19 protein-coding genes and 1 other RNA gene are annotated in these 20,529 nt (G+C 54.0%); 3 read left to right on the top strand and 17 right to left on the bottom strand.

Annotated elements, in window-relative coordinates; genetic code table 11:
• Nucleotides 1-33: 33 nt before the first annotated feature.
• From NSS64_RS04765 to NSS64_RS04745, 5 genes are all read right to left on the bottom strand, one after another.
• On the bottom strand, nt 34-1,140 hold the full coding sequence (locus NSS64_RS04765; RefSeq protein WP_340993982.1) for an LCP family protein: 1,107 nt from the start codon (nt 1,138-1,140) through the stop codon (nt 34-36).
• An 87-nt stretch (nt 1,141-1,227) separates the two neighbouring features.
• A complete protein-coding gene (locus NSS64_RS04760; protein WP_341142759.1) occupies nt 1,228-1,524 on the bottom strand; it encodes a YlaH-like family protein in 297 nt (98 codons plus the stop codon).
• A 151-nt stretch (nt 1,525-1,675) separates the two neighbouring features.
• On the bottom strand, nt 1,676-3,520 hold the full coding sequence (typA, locus tag NSS64_RS04755) for a translational GTPase TypA (RefSeq protein WP_036724305.1): 1,845 nt from the start codon (nt 3,518-3,520) through the stop codon (nt 1,676-1,678).
• Between the two features lie 255 nt (nt 3,521-3,775).
• Nucleotides 3,776-4,288, bottom strand: coding sequence for a hypothetical protein (locus NSS64_RS04750; protein WP_076075875.1), 513 nt, complete (start codon nt 4,286-4,288; stop codon nt 3,776-3,778).
• A gap of 209 nt (nt 4,289-4,497) precedes the next feature.
• Nucleotides 4,498-5,160 (bottom strand): TerC family protein, encoded by a 663-nt coding sequence (locus NSS64_RS04745; protein WP_340938880.1) that lies wholly within the window; start codon nt 5,158-5,160, stop codon nt 4,498-4,500.
• Between the two features lie 182 nt (nt 5,161-5,342).
• Between NSS64_RS04745 and NSS64_RS04740 the strand changes: the two genes are divergently transcribed.
• Complete coding sequence (locus NSS64_RS04740; protein WP_341139372.1) at nt 5,343-6,032, top strand: TerC family protein; 690 nt, start codon at nt 5,343-5,345, stop codon at nt 6,030-6,032.
• Here NSS64_RS04740 and thiI read toward each other — a convergent pair.
• The 6 genes from thiI to NSS64_RS04710 all read right to left on the bottom strand — a co-directional run bounded on the left by thiI (nt 6,014) and on the right by NSS64_RS04710 (nt 10,738).
• Nucleotides 6,014-7,255 carry a tRNA uracil 4-sulfurtransferase ThiI gene (gene thiI, locus NSS64_RS04735; protein WP_341142758.1) on the bottom strand — a complete coding sequence of 414 codons (1,242 nt, stop codon included), beginning with the start codon at nt 7,253-7,255 and terminating at the stop codon, nt 6,014-6,016. The two genes, NSS64_RS04740 and thiI, sit on opposite strands and share 19 nt — an antisense overlap.
• 57 nt (nt 7,256-7,312) lie before the next feature.
• Complete coding sequence (locus NSS64_RS04730) at nt 7,313-8,464, bottom strand: cysteine desulfurase family protein (protein ID WP_341139371.1); 1,152 nt, start codon at nt 8,462-8,464, stop codon at nt 7,313-7,315.
• Nucleotides 8,465-8,576: 112 nt separating this feature from the next.
• Nucleotides 8,577-9,224: a lytic transglycosylase domain-containing protein gene (locus NSS64_RS04725; protein ID WP_445667829.1), complete on the bottom strand. Its 648-nt coding sequence runs from the start codon at nt 9,222-9,224 to the stop codon at nt 8,577-8,579.
• Nucleotides 9,225-9,442: 218 nt separating this feature from the next.
• On the bottom strand, nt 9,443-9,853 hold the full coding sequence (locus tag NSS64_RS04720; protein WP_341139369.1) for a hypothetical protein: 411 nt from the start codon (nt 9,851-9,853) through the stop codon (nt 9,443-9,445).
• A gap of 13 nt (nt 9,854-9,866) precedes the next feature.
• Nucleotides 9,867-10,088 (bottom strand): DUF1540 domain-containing protein, encoded by a 222-nt coding sequence (locus tag NSS64_RS04715; protein ID WP_445253443.1) that lies wholly within the window; start codon nt 10,086-10,088, stop codon nt 9,867-9,869.
• A gap of 152 nt (nt 10,089-10,240) precedes the next feature.
• Nucleotides 10,241-10,738: a YpuI family protein gene (locus NSS64_RS04710; protein WP_036724316.1), complete on the bottom strand. Its 498-nt coding sequence runs from the start codon at nt 10,736-10,738 to the stop codon at nt 10,241-10,243.
• Between the two features lie 284 nt (nt 10,739-11,022).
• Here NSS64_RS04710 and NSS64_RS04705 point away from each other — a divergent pair, with 284 nt between their 5' ends.
• Nucleotides 11,023-12,894, top strand: coding sequence for a S8 family peptidase (locus NSS64_RS04705; RefSeq protein WP_341139368.1), 1,872 nt, complete (start codon nt 11,023-11,025; stop codon nt 12,892-12,894).
• Between the two features lie 17 nt (nt 12,895-12,911).
• Here NSS64_RS04705 and pdxR read toward each other — a convergent pair whose 3' ends face one another.
• On the bottom strand, nt 12,912-14,345 hold the full coding sequence (pdxR, locus tag NSS64_RS04700) for a MocR-like pyridoxine biosynthesis transcription factor PdxR (protein WP_341139367.1): 1,434 nt from the start codon (nt 14,343-14,345) through the stop codon (nt 12,912-12,914).
• Between the two features lie 96 nt (nt 14,346-14,441).
• Here pdxR and NSS64_RS04695 point away from each other — a divergent pair, with 96 nt between their 5' ends.
• On the top strand, nt 14,442-15,656 hold the full coding sequence (locus tag NSS64_RS04695) for an aminotransferase-like domain-containing protein (protein WP_341139366.1): 1,215 nt from the start codon (nt 14,442-14,444) through the stop codon (nt 15,654-15,656).
• A 426-nt stretch (nt 15,657-16,082) separates the two neighbouring features.
• On the opposite strand, the gene rnpB is transcribed toward NSS64_RS04695, so the two are convergent.
• From rnpB to rpoD, 5 genes are all read right to left on the bottom strand, one after another.
• Nucleotides 16,083-16,500: RNase P RNA component class A (gene rnpB / locus NSS64_RS04690), an RNA gene on the bottom strand.
• Between the two features lie 63 nt (nt 16,501-16,563).
• The gene (locus NSS64_RS04685) at nt 16,564-17,679 is read right to left on the bottom strand and encodes a Nif3-like dinuclear metal center hexameric protein (protein ID WP_076075850.1); all 1,116 of its coding nucleotides are present in this window, start codon (nt 17,677-17,679) and stop codon (nt 16,564-16,566) included.
• The gene (locus NSS64_RS04680) at nt 17,655-18,434 is read right to left on the bottom strand and encodes a tRNA (adenine(22)-N(1))-methyltransferase (RefSeq protein ID WP_341139365.1); all 780 of its coding nucleotides are present in this window, start codon (nt 18,432-18,434) and stop codon (nt 17,655-17,657) included. Before NSS64_RS04680 ends, NSS64_RS04685 begins: the two co-directional genes overlap by 25 nt.
• Entirely contained in the window at nt 18,431-19,255 is an 825-nt protein-coding gene (locus tag NSS64_RS04675) for a hypothetical protein (protein ID WP_341139364.1), read from the bottom strand. The genes NSS64_RS04680 and NSS64_RS04675 overlap by 4 nt, the downstream gene beginning before the upstream one ends.
• 139 nt (nt 19,256-19,394) lie before the next feature.
• On the bottom strand, nt 19,395-20,528 hold the full coding sequence (gene rpoD / locus NSS64_RS04670; RefSeq protein WP_036690273.1) for an RNA polymerase sigma factor RpoD: 1,134 nt from the start codon (nt 20,526-20,528) through the stop codon (nt 19,395-19,397).
• Nucleotide 20,529: the final 1 nt, after the last annotated feature.

Genomic DNA, 20,529 nt, shown 5'->3' with positions numbered 1-20,529 from the left:
CATTCAATTTACAGATTGTACCCTGCCTGCTGCTCAAGGCTGGCCTGAGACCACTGCTGCGGACACTCCGGATATCCGGTCCTGAAGGCTTTTCTTGGCTGCGTCCAGCTCCTTATCGTTAATATATACATAGGGGCTGCGCCAGGTTCCGGTTACCGGTACATATTCGACATTCTCCTTGGAAATATCCCAATACGTAGCGATCAGGCTCTTAATCTGCGCATTCTCAATATCGCTCTCCAGATTATCGTCCACCGCATCCAGCACCCGGCCGATTTTGAGAACACCGCCCAGCGACTGCATCTGGGAGATCAATGAAGTCAGTACCTCGTTCTGGCGCTTATTGCGTTCAAAATCATCCGAAGGCTTCGTCGCCGGCTTGCAGTTGGACTTGCGGTAACGCACATAATCCAGCGCTTTATCTCCGTTTAGCTTGGCTTCGCCTTTTTTAAGATTAATATTGGTGCCGTCCACACTGTCCGTGTAACACATATTGGCACTGATATTAACATCTACGCCGCCGAACTCATCCACAATATCACGGAAGCCCTGGAAATCCAGCACGGTTGCGTAATCTACCTTAATGTCCAGATATTTGCCCATCATCTTTTTCATCTCATCCTCGGCCAGAGTCCCGGAGGTCTTCTCCTTGCTCTTGAAGCGGGAGTAAAAGGCATTGATCTTCGTCTTCTTGTACCCGCCAAGCTCGACATATGTATCGCGGGGTAATGAGACCACCGTAGCCGACTTGGTCTCCGGGTTCAAGGCCGCGACCATGATCACATCCGTCAGGTTGGACGGGTGCTTCGGACGGTTGTCCGTTCCAAGCAGCAGCATCGTCAGCGGCTTCTCCGAGGCGGATTGTCCTGCCGCAACCGGCTGGTCCACTCCGAATCCTCCGTGGTCCACCTTCCAGTACAAATATCCTGCGTAACCTACTGCTGCTATAACAGCTATCAGGAGAATGATGAGCAGCACTCTCATCAGCCGGGCGAAGAATCCGCGCTTTTTCGGTTTCCGCGCTTTTTTCTTTGCGTTTGAAGCTGAAGCAGCAGACCTCGGCTGCTGCCGGTTAGTAGGGGTGGTGCTTCCTTGCTGGCCGTTCCTTCTGGGTGGCAAATTGCCCTTGCTTGTATTCATAATCCATTTAGTTCCTTTTCATTCAACTGGAGTTGAAGCAGATCACTTCGTAATAACTTAGACGAGCCCTGTCATCAAAAGTTGCGCCTACTCCCGTTTTGCAGCCGCAGCAGCCTTGCGCTTCTGCCGGGCCTCCACCAGGTAGCGGACCCGCACAAGCAGCATCAGCCCCACCGCTACAAGCAGGCACTGGATGATCGGCAGCTTGTCATGCTGGAAGATAAGAAGCATGCCTGAGCCTGCCGCCATCATCACATACAGTACGATCTCTTTGCCGATCGGCAGCTTCTGATTGACGCGGAATACTTGGTTATACACATAAGTCAGTAAGATAAAAATGACAATGTAAGCGATAACTGGATGCTCAGCGAACCAGCTTTGCATAGCCAATCACTCCTCCCGGATCATAAGTTACGCTTACATTATATCACCCGCAGCCGTTTTATACTGCTATTAATCCCTGCAATTTGAAAGATCCCCGCCTGTACAATGAGAAAAGCCGCCGGATTATTCCGGCGGCTTCATTGTTATCAGCTTACGCTTGGCTGGCTTGCGCCGCCTTACGCTGCTTCTCTACACGCTCGCGTTCGCCCTTATTCAGGATCTTTTTGCGCAGACGTACAGATTTAGGAGTGATTTCACAATATTCATCATCGTTCAAGTATTCAAGCGCGCCTTCCAAAGAGAAGGTACGTGGAGTCTTCATTTTTACAGTATCATCTTTGCCTGAGGTACGCATGTTGGTAAGTGCTTTTTCTTTACAAATGTTAACGATAATATCGTTATCACGGGTATGCTCACCTACAATCATACCTTCATAAATTTCTGTACCAGCATCCAGGAAGAGAATACCACGATCCTCAACACCCACGATTCCATATTGAGTTGTTGTGCCACTTTCACTTGCTACAAGCACACCCTGATGACGTCCGCCAACTTGGCCGCCAACCAGTGGAGCATAGCTATCAAAGGCATGGTTCATTACACCGTAGCCGCGTGTCAGCGTCAGGAAGTGTGTGTTGTAGCCGATCAGGCCGCGTGCCGGAATCAGGAATTCCAGACGGACTTGGCCGGTGCCGTGGTTGATCATGTTGACCATCTCGGCTTTACGGCTGCCCAGACTTTCCATAACGGAGCCCATGCTTTCTTCCGGAATGTCAATCATGAGGCGCTCAAGCGGCTCGGATCTGACACCATCGATGTCTTTAATGATTACTTGTGGTTTAGACACTTGCATCTCATAACCTTCACGGCGCATATTCTCGATCAAAATACCAAGGTGAAGCTCACCGCGTCCAGAAACGATAAACGCATCAGGGCTATCCGTTTCATCCACACGCAAGCTCACATCCGTTTCCAACTCTTTGAACAGACGCTCACGAAGCTTACGGGAAGTTACCCATTTACCTTCTTTACCGGCAAAAGGACTGTTATTTACAAGGAAAGTCATTTGCATCGTTGGCTCGTCAATCTTAAGAACAGGCAATGCTTCAGGGTGCTGCGGATCAGCAATCGTCTCACCGATGTTGATATCCTTGATACCGGCAATAGCCACGATGTCGCCTGCGCCGGCCTCTTCTGTCTCCACACGCTTCAGACCCTGGAAGCCGAACAGCTTCTCGATACGGGCAGTCTTGCTCTTGCCGTCACGCATAATGACTGTAACGGACTGGCCTTGCTTGATTACACCGCGGTTCACACGGCCAATGGCGATACGGCCCAGGTATTCGTTGTAGTCCATCAAAGTGACCAGGAACTGCAGCGGCTCTTCAACCTTCTCGGTTGGAGCCGGGATATGCTCAACGATGGTTTCATAAAGGGATAGCATGGTCTCATCCTGCTTCTCAGCATTCATGCTCGATGTGCCGTTAAGCGCAGAAGCATAGACTACAGGGAATTCAAGCTGATCGTCACTGGCTTCAAGCTCAATGAACAAGTCCAGCACTTCATCAATAACTTCCTTCGGACGCGCAGCCGGACGGTCAATCTTGTTCACGACTACGATTGGGGTCAGGTGCTGTTCCAGCGCCTTGCGGAGTACGAATTTGGTCTGCGGCATGCAGCCTTCATAAGCGTCAACAACGAGCAGTACGCCGTCAACCATCTTCATGATCCGTTCTACTTCGCCGCCGAAGTCAGCGTGTCCAGGTGTATCTACGATGTTAATCAGGAACTCTTTATAAGTGATTGCTGTATTTTTAGCTAGGATTGTAATTCCACGTTCCCGTTCGATATCGTTAGAGTCCATGGCGCGTTCCTGAACGTGCTCGTGCGCGCTGAAAATCCCGGACTGCTGGAGAAGCTGATCGACGAGTGTTGTTTTACCATGGTCAACGTGGGCAATGATCGCAATGTTACGGATATCTTTTCTTGAATGCATGATTTGTATCCAAATCCTCTCATTTATCAAATTAAAACTGTTTAAATTCTTAGCATGTCACGGCAGTCTCACAAAAGAAGCGCCAGGCAGAAAGCCGACGCTCCAACATTCCTTAATTTTATAGTGAAAGTACTATGAAAAGCAAGTCTTTTTCTGAAAAAAAACGTTGCCAAGTCCGCTTAAATTTTCTAATTTTGCCTCATGTCCGGCTCAGCGGTCTTGAATTGTCCTATCAGGGTGTGTAGACGATCTGTTCTACCAGCCACCGTTCCACTTCTTGCGGCTTCCCGGTCTGCCTCTTCCCAGCATCAGCCACAGTCCCGCAGCAACCAGCACAGCGCCGAGCAGATAGAGCGCACCAGTACCCAGCAGGGTGAAGATAACCAGCACTACACTAAGCAATCCAAGGATCACAGCGGCTGTAGTTAACCCTCCGGTTCTGCCTGAAGCATACAGCGAATATTCATACAGTCCCACTGCGATCCCCAGCAGAAGAACAGGCCATAAGTATCTCATGAGGTCCCAGCCCCAGGTATTGCATAAGCCGAAGAGCAAGCCATACACCGATAGTATACCCGCAGGAATGAGTACAGATGCAGAAGCGCGGCGGGTGAAAAAGAGCACATGCAGGAACAGGCCCGGAACCAGAATGATGAGCGGCCATAACGCCCGTCCCAGAAAACCGAACACCCCCAGCTTGCCCAGCAGAATCACGAGCCCGGCGGCGGCGATGAATACACCCAGTTTCATGTCATTTTTGGAAGACATCTTTCACCTATCCCTTCAAAATTTCGTGTCTTTTCACCGGTCGGTGCCCCTTCAGCAGGCAAATCCGGCGACAGGTTTCCCTTTATTTTAGCTGATAAACGCATAAAACACCATCATTCTTCACACATCCCGGCAGGGCATTCTCGAAAAAAAAGAAATAAGGCTGCACCAAAGCCTTCCAGCTTTTGGTACAGCCTTATTATTGCCGGTTATCTGCCTGCAGATACTTTTCTGTGCTTCAGCATGCCCGTGACAACCACAATAATGCCCAGCAGCATCGGCAGCATGGCATGAAGCGTCGGCAGCAGGAACGAAATCACCGGGCCGAATTTGGCATCCTGCAGCAGCATGTTCCCGGCGGTATACGCCAGAATATAGGCGCCGATGAAGACCAGCACCGGGAAGCGGTGCAGCCAGCCCACGATAATGCCGCTCCCCCAGACGACAATCGGAATGCTGATCGCAATCCCGATCACGATCAGTGCCAGATCCCCTTTGGCAAGCCCGGCAATCGCCAGTACATTATCCAGGCTCATGATGAAGTCCGCCAGCAGGATGGTACGTACCGACTTCCATACGCTGGGGCTTCCCTCAATTCTCAGCTCTTCCTCGTCCTCAAGCAGCAGCTTGAAGGAAATCCAGAGCAGCAGCATGGCCCCTCCGGCTTCGATATAGGGAATCTTGAGCAGCAGCACTGCGGCGAAGGTCAGGATACAGCGCAGCGCGACTGCTCCGGCGGCCCCCCACCAGACTGCCAGCTTCCTGTGCTTCTCCGGCAGATTCTTGCTGGCCATCGCAATGACCATAGCGTTATCTCCGCTGAGCACCAGATTAATCATTAGAATTTCACCAAGCAGCAATAATGAATCCATCCACCTCAGCCTCCCTGAACTCCATGTATCTACATGTATGCCGGGGGGCGACAAGCTATGCATCTTGTCCCGCTATTTTAGAAACTGCGCATGTACGGCCGGATTGCAGCGTATATCTATAGTCTCCGGCCTGACTCGCAGCAGGGGATAGCAAGCCACCAAACCTATAGGAGTGACCCGGGATGAATACATCCGCTACGGATTTCATATTATCTCTGCTGAATATCGTGTTCCTCGATTTGATTCTGGCAGGCGACAATGCCATCGTCATCGGCCTGGCCGCGCGGAACCTGCAAGGACAACGGCAGAAGCAGGCGATTCTGCTTGGCACCGGCGGTGCGGTAATCCTGCGGATTATCGCCACGATTCTTGTGGTGTGGCTGCTTAAGATTCCGTGGCTGCTGGCAATCGGCGGGCTGCTGCTGATCCTTATAGCTTACAAGCTGCTGTCCGGCGGCAGTGCAGAGACGGATATTCAGGCCGGTGGAACGCTGTGGGCGGCTGTTAGGACAATTGTGATCGCCGACGCAGCCATGGGACTGGACAACGTCATTGCTGTTGCCGGCGCAGCGAATCAAAATATTACGCTAGTGGTGCTGGGACTGCTGATCAGTGTGCCTATTGTGGTCTGGGGAAGTACCCTGTTTATCCGGCTAATCAACCGATATCCATGGATTATCTATCTCGGGTCAGGCGTACTCGGCTTCACAGCCTCCAGCATGATTGCCGGTGAGAAGTTCATCGCCCCTTACTTCAAGACACATCCGCTGCTGCACGTTCTCTTCATCGCCGCAGTAATTGCCGGTATCCTGGCTGCGGGACACTGGAAGCGCCGCCGGACACACCTCGCTGTTCAGAACCACTCTTCCTGAAGTCCTGCCTGCGCAGGTACCAAGTCCTCCGGCTTCTCATTGCCATAAGGTGTAATGAGTACGGTCTCGGTTCCGGCAACCGCCGTATCGAGTAAGGCCTGATAGCCCGGCAGCGTCGCTTCAATCTTGTCTACAATCCGCAGATTCGGATTCGTCGTCGGCGATTTGGGCACAAACAGCGTACAGCAATCCTCGTATGGCAGGATGGACAAGTCATACGTACCGATGGTCTGCGAGAGCTCCACAATCTCACTCTTGTCCATCATCACCAGCGGACGCAGCAGCGGCAGAGCCGTTGCACGCCCGATTACATTCATACTTGGCAGGGTCTGGCTGGCCACCTGGCCCAGACTGTCGCCGGTAATCAGCGCAAGCGCCCCCTCCTTCTCCGCAAGGGCGGTAGCAATCCGCAGCATAGCCCGGCGCATGAGTGTAATGATCAGATTATCCTGCCCGATCCCGGTAAAAGAGGTCTGCACCTCCGTGAACGGAACCAGATGCAGCTTAATTACACCGGCATAACGCGACAAGATACGCGTCAAATCTACAACCTTCTGGCGGGCAAGCTCGCTCGTATATGGATAGCTGTAAAAGTGGACGCACTCTACCTCCAGCCCCCTGCGCATCGATGACCAGCCCGCAACCGGACTGTCGATCCCGCCGGAGAGAAGCAGCATAGCCTTGCCGTTCGTTCCCAGCGGGAAGCCGCCGACTCCGGCAATATTCTCACAGAAAATAAGAGTATGCTCTTCACGAATCTCAATCTTCAGCTCCAGATCGGGAGACTTCACATCTACCAGCAGCCCCGGATATCCCTGCAGCAGCGGTGTAGCTATAAGCTTATTCATCTCTATAGAGCCGTGTGGGAAGCCCTTCCACACCCGGCGCGCACTAACCTTGAAGCTGGTTCCCGCCGCCGGAGCAAGAAGGTGGAGGAAGGTCCGGCTGGCCGCAAGAATATCCTCGAATTCCGGCCGGGAGACCTTCACCGGGCTAATTGAGGCGATCCCGAATACTTTTACGAGCGCCTCTGTTAATTCTCCTGCGGATTCACCGTTCAATTCGACGTAGATCCGCCCGAATTCCCGGGTCAGCTTCGCATTGGGATACGGCTTCACCATCTCCTTCACATGCCGCAGTACGGTCTTCTCGAACCGGCTGCGGTTCTTTCCTTTGAGAATGAACTCCCCGAAGCGCAGCAGGAGCATATCGGCATAGTCCATGCTGCTTCCGTATCCGGCATTCTGTACTCCGCTACCTGTCTCAGTTGTTGTCATTGGTTATTTCATGCCTCCTTCTGCAATCTTCAAGGATTGGACGGCTGCCAGCAGCGCCTGCTCCAGCCTGCTCACATCCTGCTGCGTGTGACTGTCCCCCAGGCTGATCCGTATGCCGCCAAGCGCAGCGGCGGTATCCATGCCCATGGACAGCAGAATCCGGCTCGGCTCGGCTTGGCGCGAGGAACAAGCGGAGCGTGTGGCAACCGCCATCCCGAGCTCTTCCAGCCTGCGGGCCAAGACCTCCCCCTTCATGCCGGGGTAAGAGAAGTGAACAATATGCGGCGCCCCGTCCTCCCTGCTGTTCAGTACAAGCTCTGGTATCCCTGCTATATAATTCTCCAGCTGTGCCTTGAGCGGACGAATCCGGTTGCTGAAGGCCTCCCGCTGTTCCCCGCTCATCCGCATGGCCTTGGCTGAAGCTACAATATTCGGCACATTCTCTGTCCCGGCGCGCTTGCCCTGTTCCTGGGAACCGCCAGTCAACAAGGGAAACAGCGTGACGCCTTCTCTGACATAGAGAATTCCCGTCCCGCGCGGCCCGCGTAATTTATGCGCGGACAGGCTGTACAGATCTGCCTGCCAGGCCTTCAGTGGAGCCTCAAGCTTCCCGTAGCCCTGCACGCCGTCTACATGGAAGAGCGTCCGGCGGTTCACCGCCTTGACCAGTTGTCCGATCTCACGCAGCGGCTGTACCGTGCCGATCTCATTATTCACATGCATCACACTCACCAGCACCGTATCCGGCCGGACCGCAGCGGCAATCCGCGAGGGTTCGACCACTCCCTGAGAGTCAGGTGGTACGAAGGTAACCTCCCAGCCCAGCTTCTGCAGCTGAAGACAGCTCTCGTAGACCGAAGGATGCTCCAGCTCCGTGGTCACAATATGCCGCCCTCTGCTCTGGTACTGCAGCGCAGCTCCTTTGACCGCCAGATTGTTGCTCTCGGTAGCTCCCGAGGTGAATAGTATTTCCTGCGGCAACACATCAAGCGCAGCTGCGCACACCTCACGCGCACGCTTGATCAGCTTGTCCGCCTCTTCTCCCGCCCGGTGCAGGGAAGAGGGGTTGGCGAAGTGCTTCCTCATCACCTGCTCCAGCGTCTGCACAACCTCCTCATAGGGAGGGGCAGCAGCGGCATAATCCCAATACAGCATATATCTGCGTTCTCCTTTGTTGATCAGAATTCATAACTGCTTATATGTTGCAAAAAGGATCAAACGGCCTGCCCCCAAAGAAGCAGAGTGCAGATTCCGTTTGATCCTTATATTATACCGCGAATTGCGCGCGGGCGCGTTCTATTTTGGCAATGTAGGCCTGAGTCTCCTTCGGAAGCCCGGAGAGGTTCGCCATAAGCTCAGCATCGGTGCTGACTCCAAGCTTGTTCACCCGGCCCGGTCCGGCATTATAGGCGGCCAGCGCCATCTTCTCCTGTCCGTCATACCGCTTAAGCTGGTACGAGAGGTATCGTACGCCGCCGTCAATGCTCTGGGCAGGATCGAAGGGATCAGAGACACCCAGTCCGTTAGCCGTTCCGTCCATTAACTGCATCAGTCCCTTGGCACCGGCAGAAGATACAACATTCGGATTGAAGGAGGATTCCGTATCGATAACCGCCTTGATCAGATCAACCGGAACGCCATATTTCGCGCTGGCAGTCTGAATCAGCTGTTCATAATCCGTCGGTACGGTCTGCGTTATTTCCCCGGAAATGCCGCTATTCGCTTCTGCTGCTTCCCCAAGCTGCTGCCACAGCAGATTATCCATCGAAGAGGTACCTGCAAGAGCAACGTATGTGCTTTTATTGCTGCTGTCAGTGGCTTGAGACGTCCCGGCTGCCTGCTGAAGCATTGCAGTGAACGCCGCTGCCGAGGCACCGGTCACTTCGGGGTTCGATTGGGTATCCTCACGCTTCATGCTTGAGCTTCTCAGGTCTACCCATTTCAACTGACCGCTTGGCGCAGCGGCATTGATTGACATGCATTCATTCCCTCTTTCATCCGAAGTCTTATATTTGAACTTTACTATTTATTCACAGCAATTACTATATGCCTAAGCGAAAAAACAGACCTCAGACCTGCATAGTTAGGTCTGATAGCCTGTTTTGAAAATCGGATATGCAGATTCAGCCGGCTCTAACGGGCAAAAGGAATTAAGACAAAATAGCTTAAAGTGGATACAATCCCCAGCCCCATCGACCAGGCCCCGGCTGATTTTTGTCCTCTGGCATAGGCATAATACCCCAGAACAGCGGCAATCGGCCCCAATATAATGGACCAGATGAATAAGGATACTACACCGAAGCCCAGGCCGATATAGCCGATACTTTTGTCTTCTCCCTCTCTTACGCGGCCTGTTGTCCGCTGAGCTTCGCCGCTCCGTTCCATAGTGCTCTGAAGCTGCGACGGGAGCGGACTGAGCTCGGCGGCATACTCCTCATTGTGGCTCCGGTCCCGGCGTGGGTAATCGACTCTGCTGCGCGGGCGCAGGATAACCTTTCTGCGGGCGGAACGGTCCACTTTGGGTTCATCATTCGGATTATCCATAAGGGCCTCCTTCTCAGGCGTTCGGCTTGAACGTCAGACAACAGGTTGCGGACGAGGTTCCGGCATGATCATGATGATTACCCGCCGTCAGCTCCTCTGCGTATTCCTCCATATAACGGCTGCCTGCATGCTGATCGATCTCAATGACAATTTCCTCGGCACGGCACAGGTTCTGTTCTCCCCAAAAATGACAGTTGCTCACACTACACTTCACAAGCGGTTTGGCGTTTGTCATAATGATCACCTCGTCATGTATTATGCCCGCTGTGAATTCTGGATATGCGGCTATGGCTGCCTGCCTGAAGACGGCAAAAAGACCGCCCAAGCAGCCATAACGGCAATTGGGACAGTCTTTTACAGAAATAAGATTATAGACCGGACAATGGATTACACCTGATTCTGCATCCGCTTCTCTGTCAAATAATCATTCTCATAATAAGTCAGATCATCACGCAATTCTTCATAGACCTTGGTGATCTCCATAATGATGTCGCGTGCCGGACGCACAGGCTTCTTACGGAAACGAATCGCATCCTGCCCGGTATAAGCGTAACGTCCATCCTCCGAATAACTCTCATTCTTAGGATAGAAGAAGTTATTAACTCCTAGATGATATACATTATATAGCGCTTTTTGCGCGAAAGGTTCATCGAAGGTAGCGCGGCGCAGTGCAAGCCCAAGCTTCTCATAAGACATTTCCGAGAACACCAGCAGATGGCGGAGATCGGACAAGAACCCCCGATAGAAATGCAGCGTTTCTTCATCCTCTTCGGTAACAAGTTGCGGAAGTGCATGCTCATTCAGGAACAGTTCCATTTTGTCGATAACGGATTTAAGCTTCTCTCTCGTGGATTCACACAATTTCTGCACACTTACTGCTGACATGGCGGTTGCTCCCCCTTATTGTACCTTGCATTAGTAGTTGTTAATGACACTTAGACATTGCAGTTGTACTCTCTTGATAGTATCACAAAATCTCGTAAGCCTCCACCGTACTGATACCGGAGAAGAATCCTTCTTCTGAAAAGAACATTATAAGCCCCGGAAGGCGCTTTCTTTTTGATATTAACATAAAACCAAGGACGGCGGTAGCCTTTTCGTAAGATGTATAAAACAGGCTCTTGCTCCGAACCCTAACCGGTATATGAAAACAGGAAGGAGCGGAAATCATGTCACGTAAAAATTTAACCGTCGCCGGTGTAGTCACTGCCGCGCTGACCGTACTGCTGCTCACCTTCGCCCTGCGTCCGGAAGGCAGCGGCGGTACCCTCCGGCAAGCGTCTGTGCCTAATCCCGCTCAGGAAAAAGTGATCAAGAAAACCACCCTTGTGCAGGATGTAACGGCCACTGACAAGCTGAACCGCATCGATGTAAACAGACATCTGAGCACCCTGCTGGCCGATATGCATCACGCTTCGCCTGAAGCTATCTCAGCATATGCGCAGAGCCTTCAGGAGGGGCACGGGCATATTACCATGCTGATGCTGGTGGATTTCAACACCCGTAAGACAACCACCTTCAAATCTTCACTGCCGGAAGGAACCGACCAGGAGAATAAGCAGCTGCTTCATTATCTGAACACGGCCAAAGCTGCGATCAAAGGCCACCAGTCCTATGAATCCCCTTCGTTCATTATCGGCGACAAAAAATATTATTTCGTGGCCCAGCGTAACCGGGAGGGACAAATCGCTGTCATCGCTCTGATTAACCAGAAGATTCTGGACCGCGTCGCGCTGCATCAGCTCAAGAATCTGCGGCTCATCCCATACCCGAAGGAAGGCAAGTACCGAGTAGAATCCGTCCACGCCGATACCTTGAAGGACATCACGGTCAAGACCGGACATGACAATGAGAATGCCAGCCATTACTACGAGAATGAGATTGTCGTCCGCTTCCCGAACGGGCATCCCACGGCGGCACAGCTTCAGACCATCGCCGCCGATATCCGCTGCAAGGAGCCGCGCAAGCTGGGGTATGCTTATATTTTCCGGTCGGATAAGATGAGTTACTCTCAGCTCAAGACCTACTTCGCCAATAAGTGGCATCCGCTGTACGCAGAGCCTCACTATATGTACTTAACCAATGATGCGGTCAGCGAAAATACGGGAGCGAATGTAATTACGCCCAATGACCTGCTCTTCTCCACTTACCAGTGGAATCTGCCGGCAATTGAAACCCCGCAGGGCTGGAACCTGTCCAAGGGCAGCAAGGAGATCGTGATCGCCGTTGTGGATACCGGTGTTCAAGCGAACCACCCGGATCTGAAGGGGCAGCTGCTCAAGGGGTACAATGCGATTACCAGCGGCAGTACGCCGGATGACGATGTCGGACATGGCACTCATGTGGCCGGCATCATCGGAGCGTTAACCAATAATGAAGAAGGGGTCGCCGGCATTAGCTGGTATAACAAGATCCTTCCGGTAAAAGCGCTGGATAATGCCGGGGCGGGCACCACCTATTCGGTGGCCGAAGGCATTATCTGGGCGGCAGATCAGGGGGCTAAGGTGATTAATCTCAGCCTGGGCAACTATGCCGACTCGCAGTTTCTGCATGATGCGATTAAGTATGCCTATGACCGGGATGTAGTGATTGTCTCCGCTTCCGGCAATGACAATACAGAGCGGCCGGGATACCCCGCAGCCTATGAAGAGGTGATTGCAGTCGCCGCAACGAATGCGGCAGGAGAGCGTGCTTCCTTCTCCAATTACGGGGGTTACATCGATGTGGCTGCACCCGGGGAGAGCATTGCCAGCACCTATCCCGATAATCAGTATGCTGCGTTATCCGGCACCTCGATGGCCAGTCCCCATGTAGCGGCGCTGGCCGGACTGGTGCGCTCCTTGAACCCTGCGCTGACGAACAAGGAAGTGACCGCGCTCTTGACCTCTAATGCCATCGATCTGGGCACCGCCGGCCATGATAAATATTACGGCTGGGGCCAGGTGGATATCTACCGTACCCTGCAGGCGGCAGGAGGAGGCCAGGTTCCGCTCCAGCTGTTCCCGCAGCAGGTCGGCAAACAGCTCGATTCCATACAATAAGCTGCGGCCGTTAGCTGTTAAGAGCGCAGATGCCGTTCCAGCAGCAGCAGGAACCGGCGGAGTCCGCGCTCCATCCCCTCCTGCGTCAGCTGCGAATAGCTCAGCCGGATATGCCTGGAGGGTATATCCCCGGCATAGCAGACATCGCCCGGGAGGAAGGAGATCCCTTCCTGCTCGGCCAGAGCATGCAGCTTCGTAGTCCCGGGGGATTCCGGCAGCTGCAGCCACAGATTCAGCCCGCCCCCCGGCAGCTGCCAGGTTACCCCGGCCGGAGCATACTGCTTCAGCAGCTTCGCTGCCGCCTCCATGCGGACACGCAGCGCTGACCGCAGCTTCGCTGCGTACTCGTCATACTGGCGCTCGATGAAGGGCAGCACTGCCCGCTGGGTCAGCAGCGGACTGCCGAGATCACTGGCAGACTTGGCGGCGATCAGCCTGGAGAGGATATTGCCCTCAGCGGCCACACAGGCGATCCGGCAGCCGGGGGCGAGGACTTTGCTGAAGCTCTTCATGTACACTACATGCCCGGCGGTATCCAGCGATTTAATGGACGCCGGGGGCGGCTGATGGAAATACAGGTCACTGAACGGATCATCCTCCACAATGAGACAGCGGTAGCTGCGGGCAAGCTCCAGCAGACGCTGTCTTCTTGGCATGCTCATCGTGACCCCGCTAGGATTCTGGAAGGTCGGATTGGTGTAGATGAGCTTAGGCGGCCTCCGGTCACACATCGCTGTAAGCCGGTCCACCCGCATGCCCTCCCCGTCCATTGGAACGAAGATCATCTCAGCCCCCCGCCCGGCAAAAACATCAATCGCCCCCGTATAGCTGGGCGCCTCCAGATACACCGTATCCCCCGGACCGACAAAGGTCCGGGCGACCAGATCGATCCCCTGCTGTGCGCCGCTTGTGATCATCAGATCACCGGAGCTAAGCTGTATTCCCCGGCTCTGCAAATGCTTGCGCATTACCTCGCGCAGCTCCGGGTCACCCTGAAAATTACCATAGGTGGCCATCAGCTCAGGCTGCTCCTTCACAAGTGCAGCCATAGTCGTGCCAATTGGCCCGAGCGGAAGCAGACTGCTGTGAATGGAGGCCAGATGAAAGGGATAGTCCACCTCAGAATAATCGAAGTTACGCCACAGCTGGGCCCGTGGCAGATAGTCATCATATCCGTCCTGCCACCTTACCTCTGCACCTTGCCTGTTCCGCTCCCGTTCTGCCACATAGCAGCCTTTACCCTGGCTGCACAGAATATGACCGCGCTGCTCCAGGTCAGCATAAGCCTTGCTTACCGTCACCTGGCTCACCTTCAAGGAGGATGACAGACCTCTAACGGACGGCAGCCGCGTGCCCGGCTGGAGCAGCCCCGAGGTGATCCGCTGCGCGATCGTCTCACTGATCTGCCGGGGCAGCGATTTGTCGCCGCTGCGGAGTAAATCAATATGCATGGCCTGCCTCCTCTTAACTGTTATATTTACCGCTTTACTGTTATACCGCTATACCGTTATGATACTACAAAATTCAGAATAGCAGGGAGCATGAATATGAAGATCAACTATGCGGACATGACGAACCACCTGGGGTCCTCCGCAGTCCGCGATATCCTTAAGATCACACAGGGCAAGGACATCATCTCGCTTGCCGGCGGGCTGCCTGCCGAGGAGCTGTTCCCGGCAGAGGCGATCCGGGAGGCTTACAGCCGCGTGCTGACAGGCGACAGTTCTGCGCTGCAATACGGACTGACAGAAGGCTATCTTCCGCTGCGTGAACAGATCGCCGCCAGACTGGGGCAACAGGGCATCCCTGTCTCCTCCGATGAAATGATCCTCACTACCGGCTCCCAGCAGGCCATAGATCTGCTCTGCAGAATTCTGCTCGATCCGGGAGACACTGTACTCGTAGAGGCACCGACCTATCTGGCCGCCTTGCAGGTACTGGGTTCTTACCGTGCAGACATCCAGGTTGTGAAGAGCGATGAAGAAGGGCTGCTGCCGGAGCATCTCGAAGAGCAGCTTCGGGTACACCGCCCTAAGCTCTTGTACGCCGTTCCCACCTTCAACAACCCTTCTGGCGCAACCTGGAGTAAAGTACGCCGTGAACAAGTGGTGGAGCTATGCCGGAAATACGGTGTGCTGATGCTGGAGGATAATCCTTACGGAGAGATTAGATTCGATGAATCTCCGGGAGCCTATCCGCCGACCCTCGCAGCCATCGACAGGAATCTGGGCGGTGATCCCTGCGTGGTGTATACAGGTACTTTCTCCAAGATCGTAGCTCCGGGACTGCGCACCGGCTGGATCGTTGGCCCCGCTGAATTGGTCAAGATGATCGCCAGAGCCAAGCAAGCCGCCGATTTGCACTCCAGCACCATCGATCAGCGCGCCCTGCATGAGCTGCTGCGCACCTTCGATCTTGAAGGCCATATCCGGCTGGTCTCCCGGGAATACAAGTCACGGATGCAGCTGCTATCAGCAGAGCTGGCTTCACAGAACTGGCAGGATACCTCCTTCCTGGAGCCGCGCGGCGGCATGTTCCTGTGGCTGAGCCTGCCTGCCCGGATTCATACCGCCGAGCTGCTGCCGCTTGCCGTGGAGCAGGGCGTTGCCTTCGTTCCGGGCGAAGTTTTCTATTCGGAGCAGCCCATGAAGAATACGATGCGCCTGAATTTCACCCATACCCGGCCGGAGCTGCTGCCGCTCGCGGTGCAGCGCTTGTCCACTGCGCTGTCCCGGTATGAGGAGCGTCTGTTGCCGTTGTAACGGAATCTGCTTAAGGAACATGGGAACATCCTCTCTGGCGGCGTCTGCGAAATGGCTTTTTCGCAGAGGTCGTCTTGTGCAGGAACTCCACCTTCAAAACCCTCATTTGTAACGCTATGTGGACTGAGAAGACGTTATTTTGCTAAAAATAAACCTTTTCTACTCGTTACGGACTGAGGGGCCGCTATTGGGTCGCTGGGAACGCAAAATGAAGCAAAATTTGTTTGTTATGGCCCACTGAGTCCGCATAGCTTACAAAATAGGCTCATTGCCCGAATTAACAGCTTTGGAGTCCGCGAGTGAAGAGGCTGAGGTATATGATGATATGGACTTATGACAAAAAGGCGGCCCCCGAAGGAGGCCGCCGTCTTATTGTCAGTATGTGTCATAATTAATTACTGCACTGTTCTTATAAAAGTTGTCAGTTAGGAAAGTTTGCCGTAAGCCGGGTTCTGTGCTCGTTGTGGTTCAGACGGGAACTACCCTCCCACCATAAGCGACAATCATCTATCTAGGCCATACATTACTGCACAGCTCCAGCGACCAACCTAGACACGCCTCAGGCGAAGGCTGCGGCTTCCGGTTAGGGAAGCGGCTGCGTCTCATTAGGTCTTGCTCCAGATGGGGTTTACCAGGAACGAAGTCACCAGCGTTCCTCGGGGTCTCTTACACCTCGGTTCCATCCTTGCCTGTGCCGCCCGAAAGCGGCCATCGGCGGTCCATTTCTGTGGCACTATCCTTCGGCTCGCGCCGACTGGACGTTATCCAGCACCCTGCCTTGTGGAGCCCGGACTTTCCTCCCGCATACGCTCTCACGCATACCGGCGATTGTCTGTCAAACTTTCCGAAACAACATTGTATATTATACAGATATGCCGCCCGGCGCACAAGTGTAAATAATAACAGCCTACAGGAATGTAAAAGGCTCGGTATCCGGCTGCGAGGCATGCACTGCCGTGCCGTACTTATGCTCCGTCAGCTTGCCGGCCAGAAACTCCGCTACCTTCACCTTCATGATCTTCTCCGCATTATGGCCCGGATCGATCAGGGCGATTCCCGCGAGGTGCGCATCCTGTGCGGTATGGTAATCAATATCGCCGGTCACCAGCACATCCGCTCCCTTGAAGATAGCGCTGCTGTAGTACTTGGCACCGGACCCGCCCATGACTGCCGCCTTGCGGATCTTGCGGTCCAGATCTCCAACTACCCGCACGCTCTCCACATCCAGCCCGCGTTTGACCGTATCGATGAACTCACCAAGCGTCACCTGCTCCTTCAGCTTCCCCACTCTTCCAAGTCCAAGGCTGCGGCCTTTGAGGTCCATGGAATACAGATCATAAGCCACCTCTTCATACGGATGAGCCTTCAGCATGGCCTGTACCACCTTGTTACGGATCGTATGCGGCACAATCGTCTCGATACGGACCTCTTCAGCCCGCTCCAGCTTGCCAGGCGTGCCGAGATACGGGTCCGTGCCCTCCTGGGGAATGAAGGTGCCATAGCCTTCGATATTGAAGCTGCAATGGCTGTAATTGCCGATCCAGCCTGCCCCGGCGTTCAGGATGGCATCCAGCACCTTCTGGTGATGATCCTTCGGCACGAATACAACCAGCTTGGACAGCTGCTCGGTATGAATATCCTTGATCGGTGCACCGTTCTCAATGCCCAGCGCCTCGGCCATCCAGTCGTTCATTCCGCCTTCGGCCACATCCAGATTCGTATGGCTGATATACACGGCAATGTCGTTTTTGATCAGCTTCTCATATAAGCGGCCTGCCGGGGTATCCGTCAGAATCCCTTTGATCGGCCGGAAAATCACCGCATGATGGGCAATGATCAGATTACAGCCCTTGGCAATCGCTTCGTCCACAATGCTCTCATTGACATCCAGCGCCACCAGCACCCCGGTAATTTCCTTCTGGAGACTGCCGACCTGAAGCCCGACATTATCCCATTCCTCCGCCAGATGCTTCGGAGCAAGCTGCTCCATATATCCAATTACGGTCTGTCCTTTGGCAAACATTCCAGCACCTCCGCAATCCGTTTAATCTGAAGCTTGATTCTGCTGCGCTTCTCCTCAGCCGCCTCCAGCTCCGAACGTGCGAGCGAGGCCAGGATGCTCTCCAGCTTGGAGATTTCACCCTGCCATTTGGCAGCGAATACTTCATTCGGCGCTTGCAGCAGCAGCGGTCCCATCTCCAGCAGCAGCGCCTGATCAAGGGCTACCTTCCCTCCGGCAAGCAGACGTCCGCTGTACAACTGTTCATTTGTCCCCGCCGCTTCAGCGCCCTCAGGGACCGCGGTCAGGATCTCGTAGATTTTGCCGTCTTCCTCCAAAATATGCTCCGAGACCAGCACCCAGCTGTTAGCCAGCAGCCAGCGGCGCAGAATATCCTCGCCTACATTGGGCTGCAGCGCGAGCGTCTTCACCCCGGCCAGCTTGCCGAGCTTCTGCCCGCGGTCCAGAATCGCCGCGATCAGTGAGCCGCCCATCCCGGCAATGGTAATGCAGTCCGTTTCCCCCGGCTCCAGCACCTCCAGCCCGTCTCCGCGCCGTACAGCGATCTTTGCACCGAGTCCTGCTTCCGCAACACCACGACGCGCCGCTTCATAGGGTCCCGGATTTACTTCTCCGGCAATAGCCGAAGGCACCCGGCCGCTCTTCACAGCGGCAACAGGCAGCAGGGCATGATCTGAGCCGATATCGGCAAGTCTGCTGCCCGCAGGGACCTGCTCCAGCAGCAGCTGAAGCCGGTCAGATAATTTTACGTTGTTCATGAGGCCACCCACGTTATCCATTTTTTTCTGAAGAGGAACAGCAGCGCAAGGCCCACTGCAATCTTCAGTATTAATATCAGCGAGGTCCATTCCGGGAATCCCGCTCTGAGCCATAGCGCATCCACCTCCGGCATCAGCCAGAGGGCAGCACCCGCCCCCAGGTACACCCCAGAGACCCCGCTAACCCTGTGATACATCAACCAGCTCATCCAGATCATCAGCACACACAGCGGAAGCCAGAGCAGCTCCAGCTCCAGAAGAGAGGCATCCGGCCGAACATGTCCGAAGAATCCTGCATAGAGCAGAGCCCAGAAGGCATATCCGCAGAAATGAAGCAGCCCGATGCGCAGAAAAAAACCAAGCACACACCACAGCAGCCCGCAGGCCGCAATCAGCAGCGGTGTCCAAAAATCAGCATCCAGCTTATGCAGCTCAATGAGCCACAGTCCGAATCCCAGCGTTAAAATGCTGCCGATTCCCGCCAGCATCAGACTGATTGTCTTGTTGCGGTTCAGGTAAATCGCTGAATATCCATAACAAATAATTAGGACACTGAGCGCTGTTGCAAGTTGCAAAGGCCAGGGAAAAACGCTAAAATAAAGACTAATCAAGAAAATCAAGGAAATAATTCCAAAACCAAACAGCCAAATTTTGATGCTTCCCTGCTGGAGATTCCGTAACGATACCGGATTGCTGTCCTTCACCTCTGCCTGATCATCATACAGGTTAGTCAGGAAGTCACAATATTGCTCGGGCAAAAGCTTGCTTCTTCTCCAGTATTGTATTTCTCTTAATATAGTATCACGTTTCTCCAGGTTCAACCGGCATCCCTCTTTCCAGAACTTGCCATCCTTACATTAGAAGCTCCCGCACACGGCGGGACTCCAGCATCGGTGAATCCCCTTGACAACATAATAGGACCTCCTGCCACCGTGCAGCAGAAGGTCCCGGTTGTACGGTCTATTCGAGGAAATCCTTCAGCCGCTTACTGCGGCTGGGGTGACGCAGCTTACGAAGCGCTTTGGCTTCGATCTGGCGAATCCGCTCGCGGGTTACGCCGAACACCTTGCCCACTTCCTCAAGTGTTCTCGTCCGTCCGTCATCCAGTCCGAAGCGCAGGCGGAGCACATTCTCTTCACGCTCAGTCAGCGTGTCCAGCACATCCTCCAGCTGTTCCTTCAGCAGCTCATATGCCGCTGCATCCGCAGGCGCCAGCGCCTCCTGGTCCTCAATGAAATCTCCCAGATGCGAATCATCTTCCTCACCAATCGGTGTCTCCAGCGATACCGGCTCCTGGGCAATCTTCATGATCTCTCTAACCTTCTCAACGGTAAGCTCCATCTCCGCAGCAATCTCTTCAGGTGACGGCTCGCGTCCCAGCTCCTGCAGCAATTGGCGGGAGACCCGGATCAGCTTGTTGATGGTTTCAACCATATGCACCGGAATACGGATCGTACGCGCCTGGTCAGCAATCGCACGCGTAATCGCCTGACGAATCCACCAGGTTGCATAAGTACTGAATTTGAAGCCTTTGTTATGGTCAAACTTCTCAACTGCCTTGATCAGACCCATGTTGCCTTCCTGAATCAGATCCAGGAACAGCATGCCGCGTCCGACATAACGCTTGGCGATACTGACCACGAGCCGCAGGTTCGCTTCTGCCAGTCTCCGCTTCGCTTCCTCATCACCATTCTTGATCCGCATCGCCAGTTCCACTTCATCGTCAGCCGATAACAGCGGCACGCGGCCGATTTCCTTCAGATACATCCGGACGGGGTCGTTGATCTTGATCCCCGGAGGCAGCGACAGATCATCGTCGAAGCTGAAGTCGTCTCCTTCTTTGTCCTCATTGTCTTCGCTTGGACGGAGGCTGTTCACCTCTTCATCGTTCTCATTGACAACCTCGATCCCCAGATCGCTCAGCTGCTCGTAGAATTCCTCCATCTGCTCGGGGTCTTGATCGAATGGCGACAATTTCTCCATGATATCTTTGTAATTAAGTGATGATCTTTTCTTCCCGTGATCAATAAGCTGATCCTTAACCTGATCCAGAGTAAATTCCGCTTCCAGTTCAGTGTGCTGATCGTTCGCCATA

Source organism: Paenibacillus sp. FSL H8-0122, from assembly GCF_038005345.1.
Taxonomy (GTDB): Bacteria; Bacillota; Bacilli; order Paenibacillales; family Paenibacillaceae; genus Paenibacillus_AQ.
The sequence above is the reverse complement of the archived record's forward strand: the minus strand, read 5'-3'. Positions and strand labels throughout refer to the sequence as shown.

What these genes read in the sequence shown, in the direction of transcription:
- NSS64_RS04765 (WP_340993982.1), bottom strand. Translation starts at nt 1,140, where the DNA reads ATGAATACAAGCAAGGGCAATTTGCCACCCAGAAGGAACGGCCAGCAA.
- NSS64_RS04760 (WP_341142759.1), bottom strand. Translation starts at nt 1,524, where the DNA reads ATGCAAAGCTGGTTCGCTGAGCATCCAGTTATCGCTTACATTGTCATT.
- typA (WP_036724305.1), bottom strand. Translation starts at nt 3,520, where the DNA reads ATGCATTCAAGAAAAGATATCCGTAACATTGCGATCATTGCCCACGTT.
- NSS64_RS04750 (WP_076075875.1), bottom strand. Translation starts at nt 4,288, where the DNA reads ATGTCTTCCAAAAATGACATGAAACTGGGTGTATTCATCGCCGCCGCC.
- NSS64_RS04745 (WP_340938880.1), bottom strand. Translation starts at nt 5,160, where the DNA reads ATGGATTCATTATTGCTGCTTGGTGAAATTCTAATGATTAATCTGGTG.
- NSS64_RS04740 (WP_341139372.1), top strand. Translation starts at nt 5,343, where the DNA reads ATGAATACATCCGCTACGGATTTCATATTATCTCTGCTGAATATCGTG.
- thiI (WP_341142758.1), bottom strand. Translation starts at nt 7,255, where the DNA reads ATGGACTATGCCGATATGCTCCTGCTGCGCTTCGGGGAGTTCATTCTC.
- NSS64_RS04730 (WP_341139371.1), bottom strand. Translation starts at nt 8,464, where the DNA reads ATGCTGTATTGGGATTATGCCGCTGCTGCCCCTCCCTATGAGGAGGTT.
- NSS64_RS04725 (WP_445667829.1), bottom strand. Translation starts at nt 9,224, where the DNA reads ATGAAGCGTGAGGATACCCAATCGAACCCCGAAGTGACCGGTGCCTCG.
- NSS64_RS04720 (WP_341139369.1), bottom strand. Translation starts at nt 9,853, where the DNA reads ATGGATAATCCGAATGATGAACCCAAAGTGGACCGTTCCGCCCGCAGA.
- NSS64_RS04715 (WP_445253443.1), bottom strand. Translation starts at nt 10,088, where the DNA reads ATGACAAACGCCAAACCGCTTGTGAAGTGTAGTGTGAGCAACTGTCAT.
- NSS64_RS04710 (WP_036724316.1), bottom strand. Translation starts at nt 10,738, where the DNA reads ATGTCAGCAGTAAGTGTGCAGAAATTGTGTGAATCCACGAGAGAGAAG.
- NSS64_RS04705 (WP_341139368.1), top strand. Translation starts at nt 11,023, where the DNA reads ATGTCACGTAAAAATTTAACCGTCGCCGGTGTAGTCACTGCCGCGCTG.
- pdxR (WP_341139367.1), bottom strand. Translation starts at nt 14,345, where the DNA reads ATGCATATTGATTTACTCCGCAGCGGCGACAAATCGCTGCCCCGGCAG.
- NSS64_RS04695 (WP_341139366.1), top strand. Translation starts at nt 14,442, where the DNA reads ATGAAGATCAACTATGCGGACATGACGAACCACCTGGGGTCCTCCGCA.
- NSS64_RS04685 (WP_076075850.1), bottom strand. Translation starts at nt 17,679, where the DNA reads ATGTTTGCCAAAGGACAGACCGTAATTGGATATATGGAGCAGCTTGCT.
- NSS64_RS04680 (WP_341139365.1), bottom strand. Translation starts at nt 18,434, where the DNA reads ATGAACAACGTAAAATTATCTGACCGGCTTCAGCTGCTGCTGGAGCAG.
- rpoD (WP_036690273.1), bottom strand. Translation starts at nt 20,528, where the DNA reads ATGGCGAACGATCAGCACACTGAACTGGAAGCGGAATTTACTCTGGAT.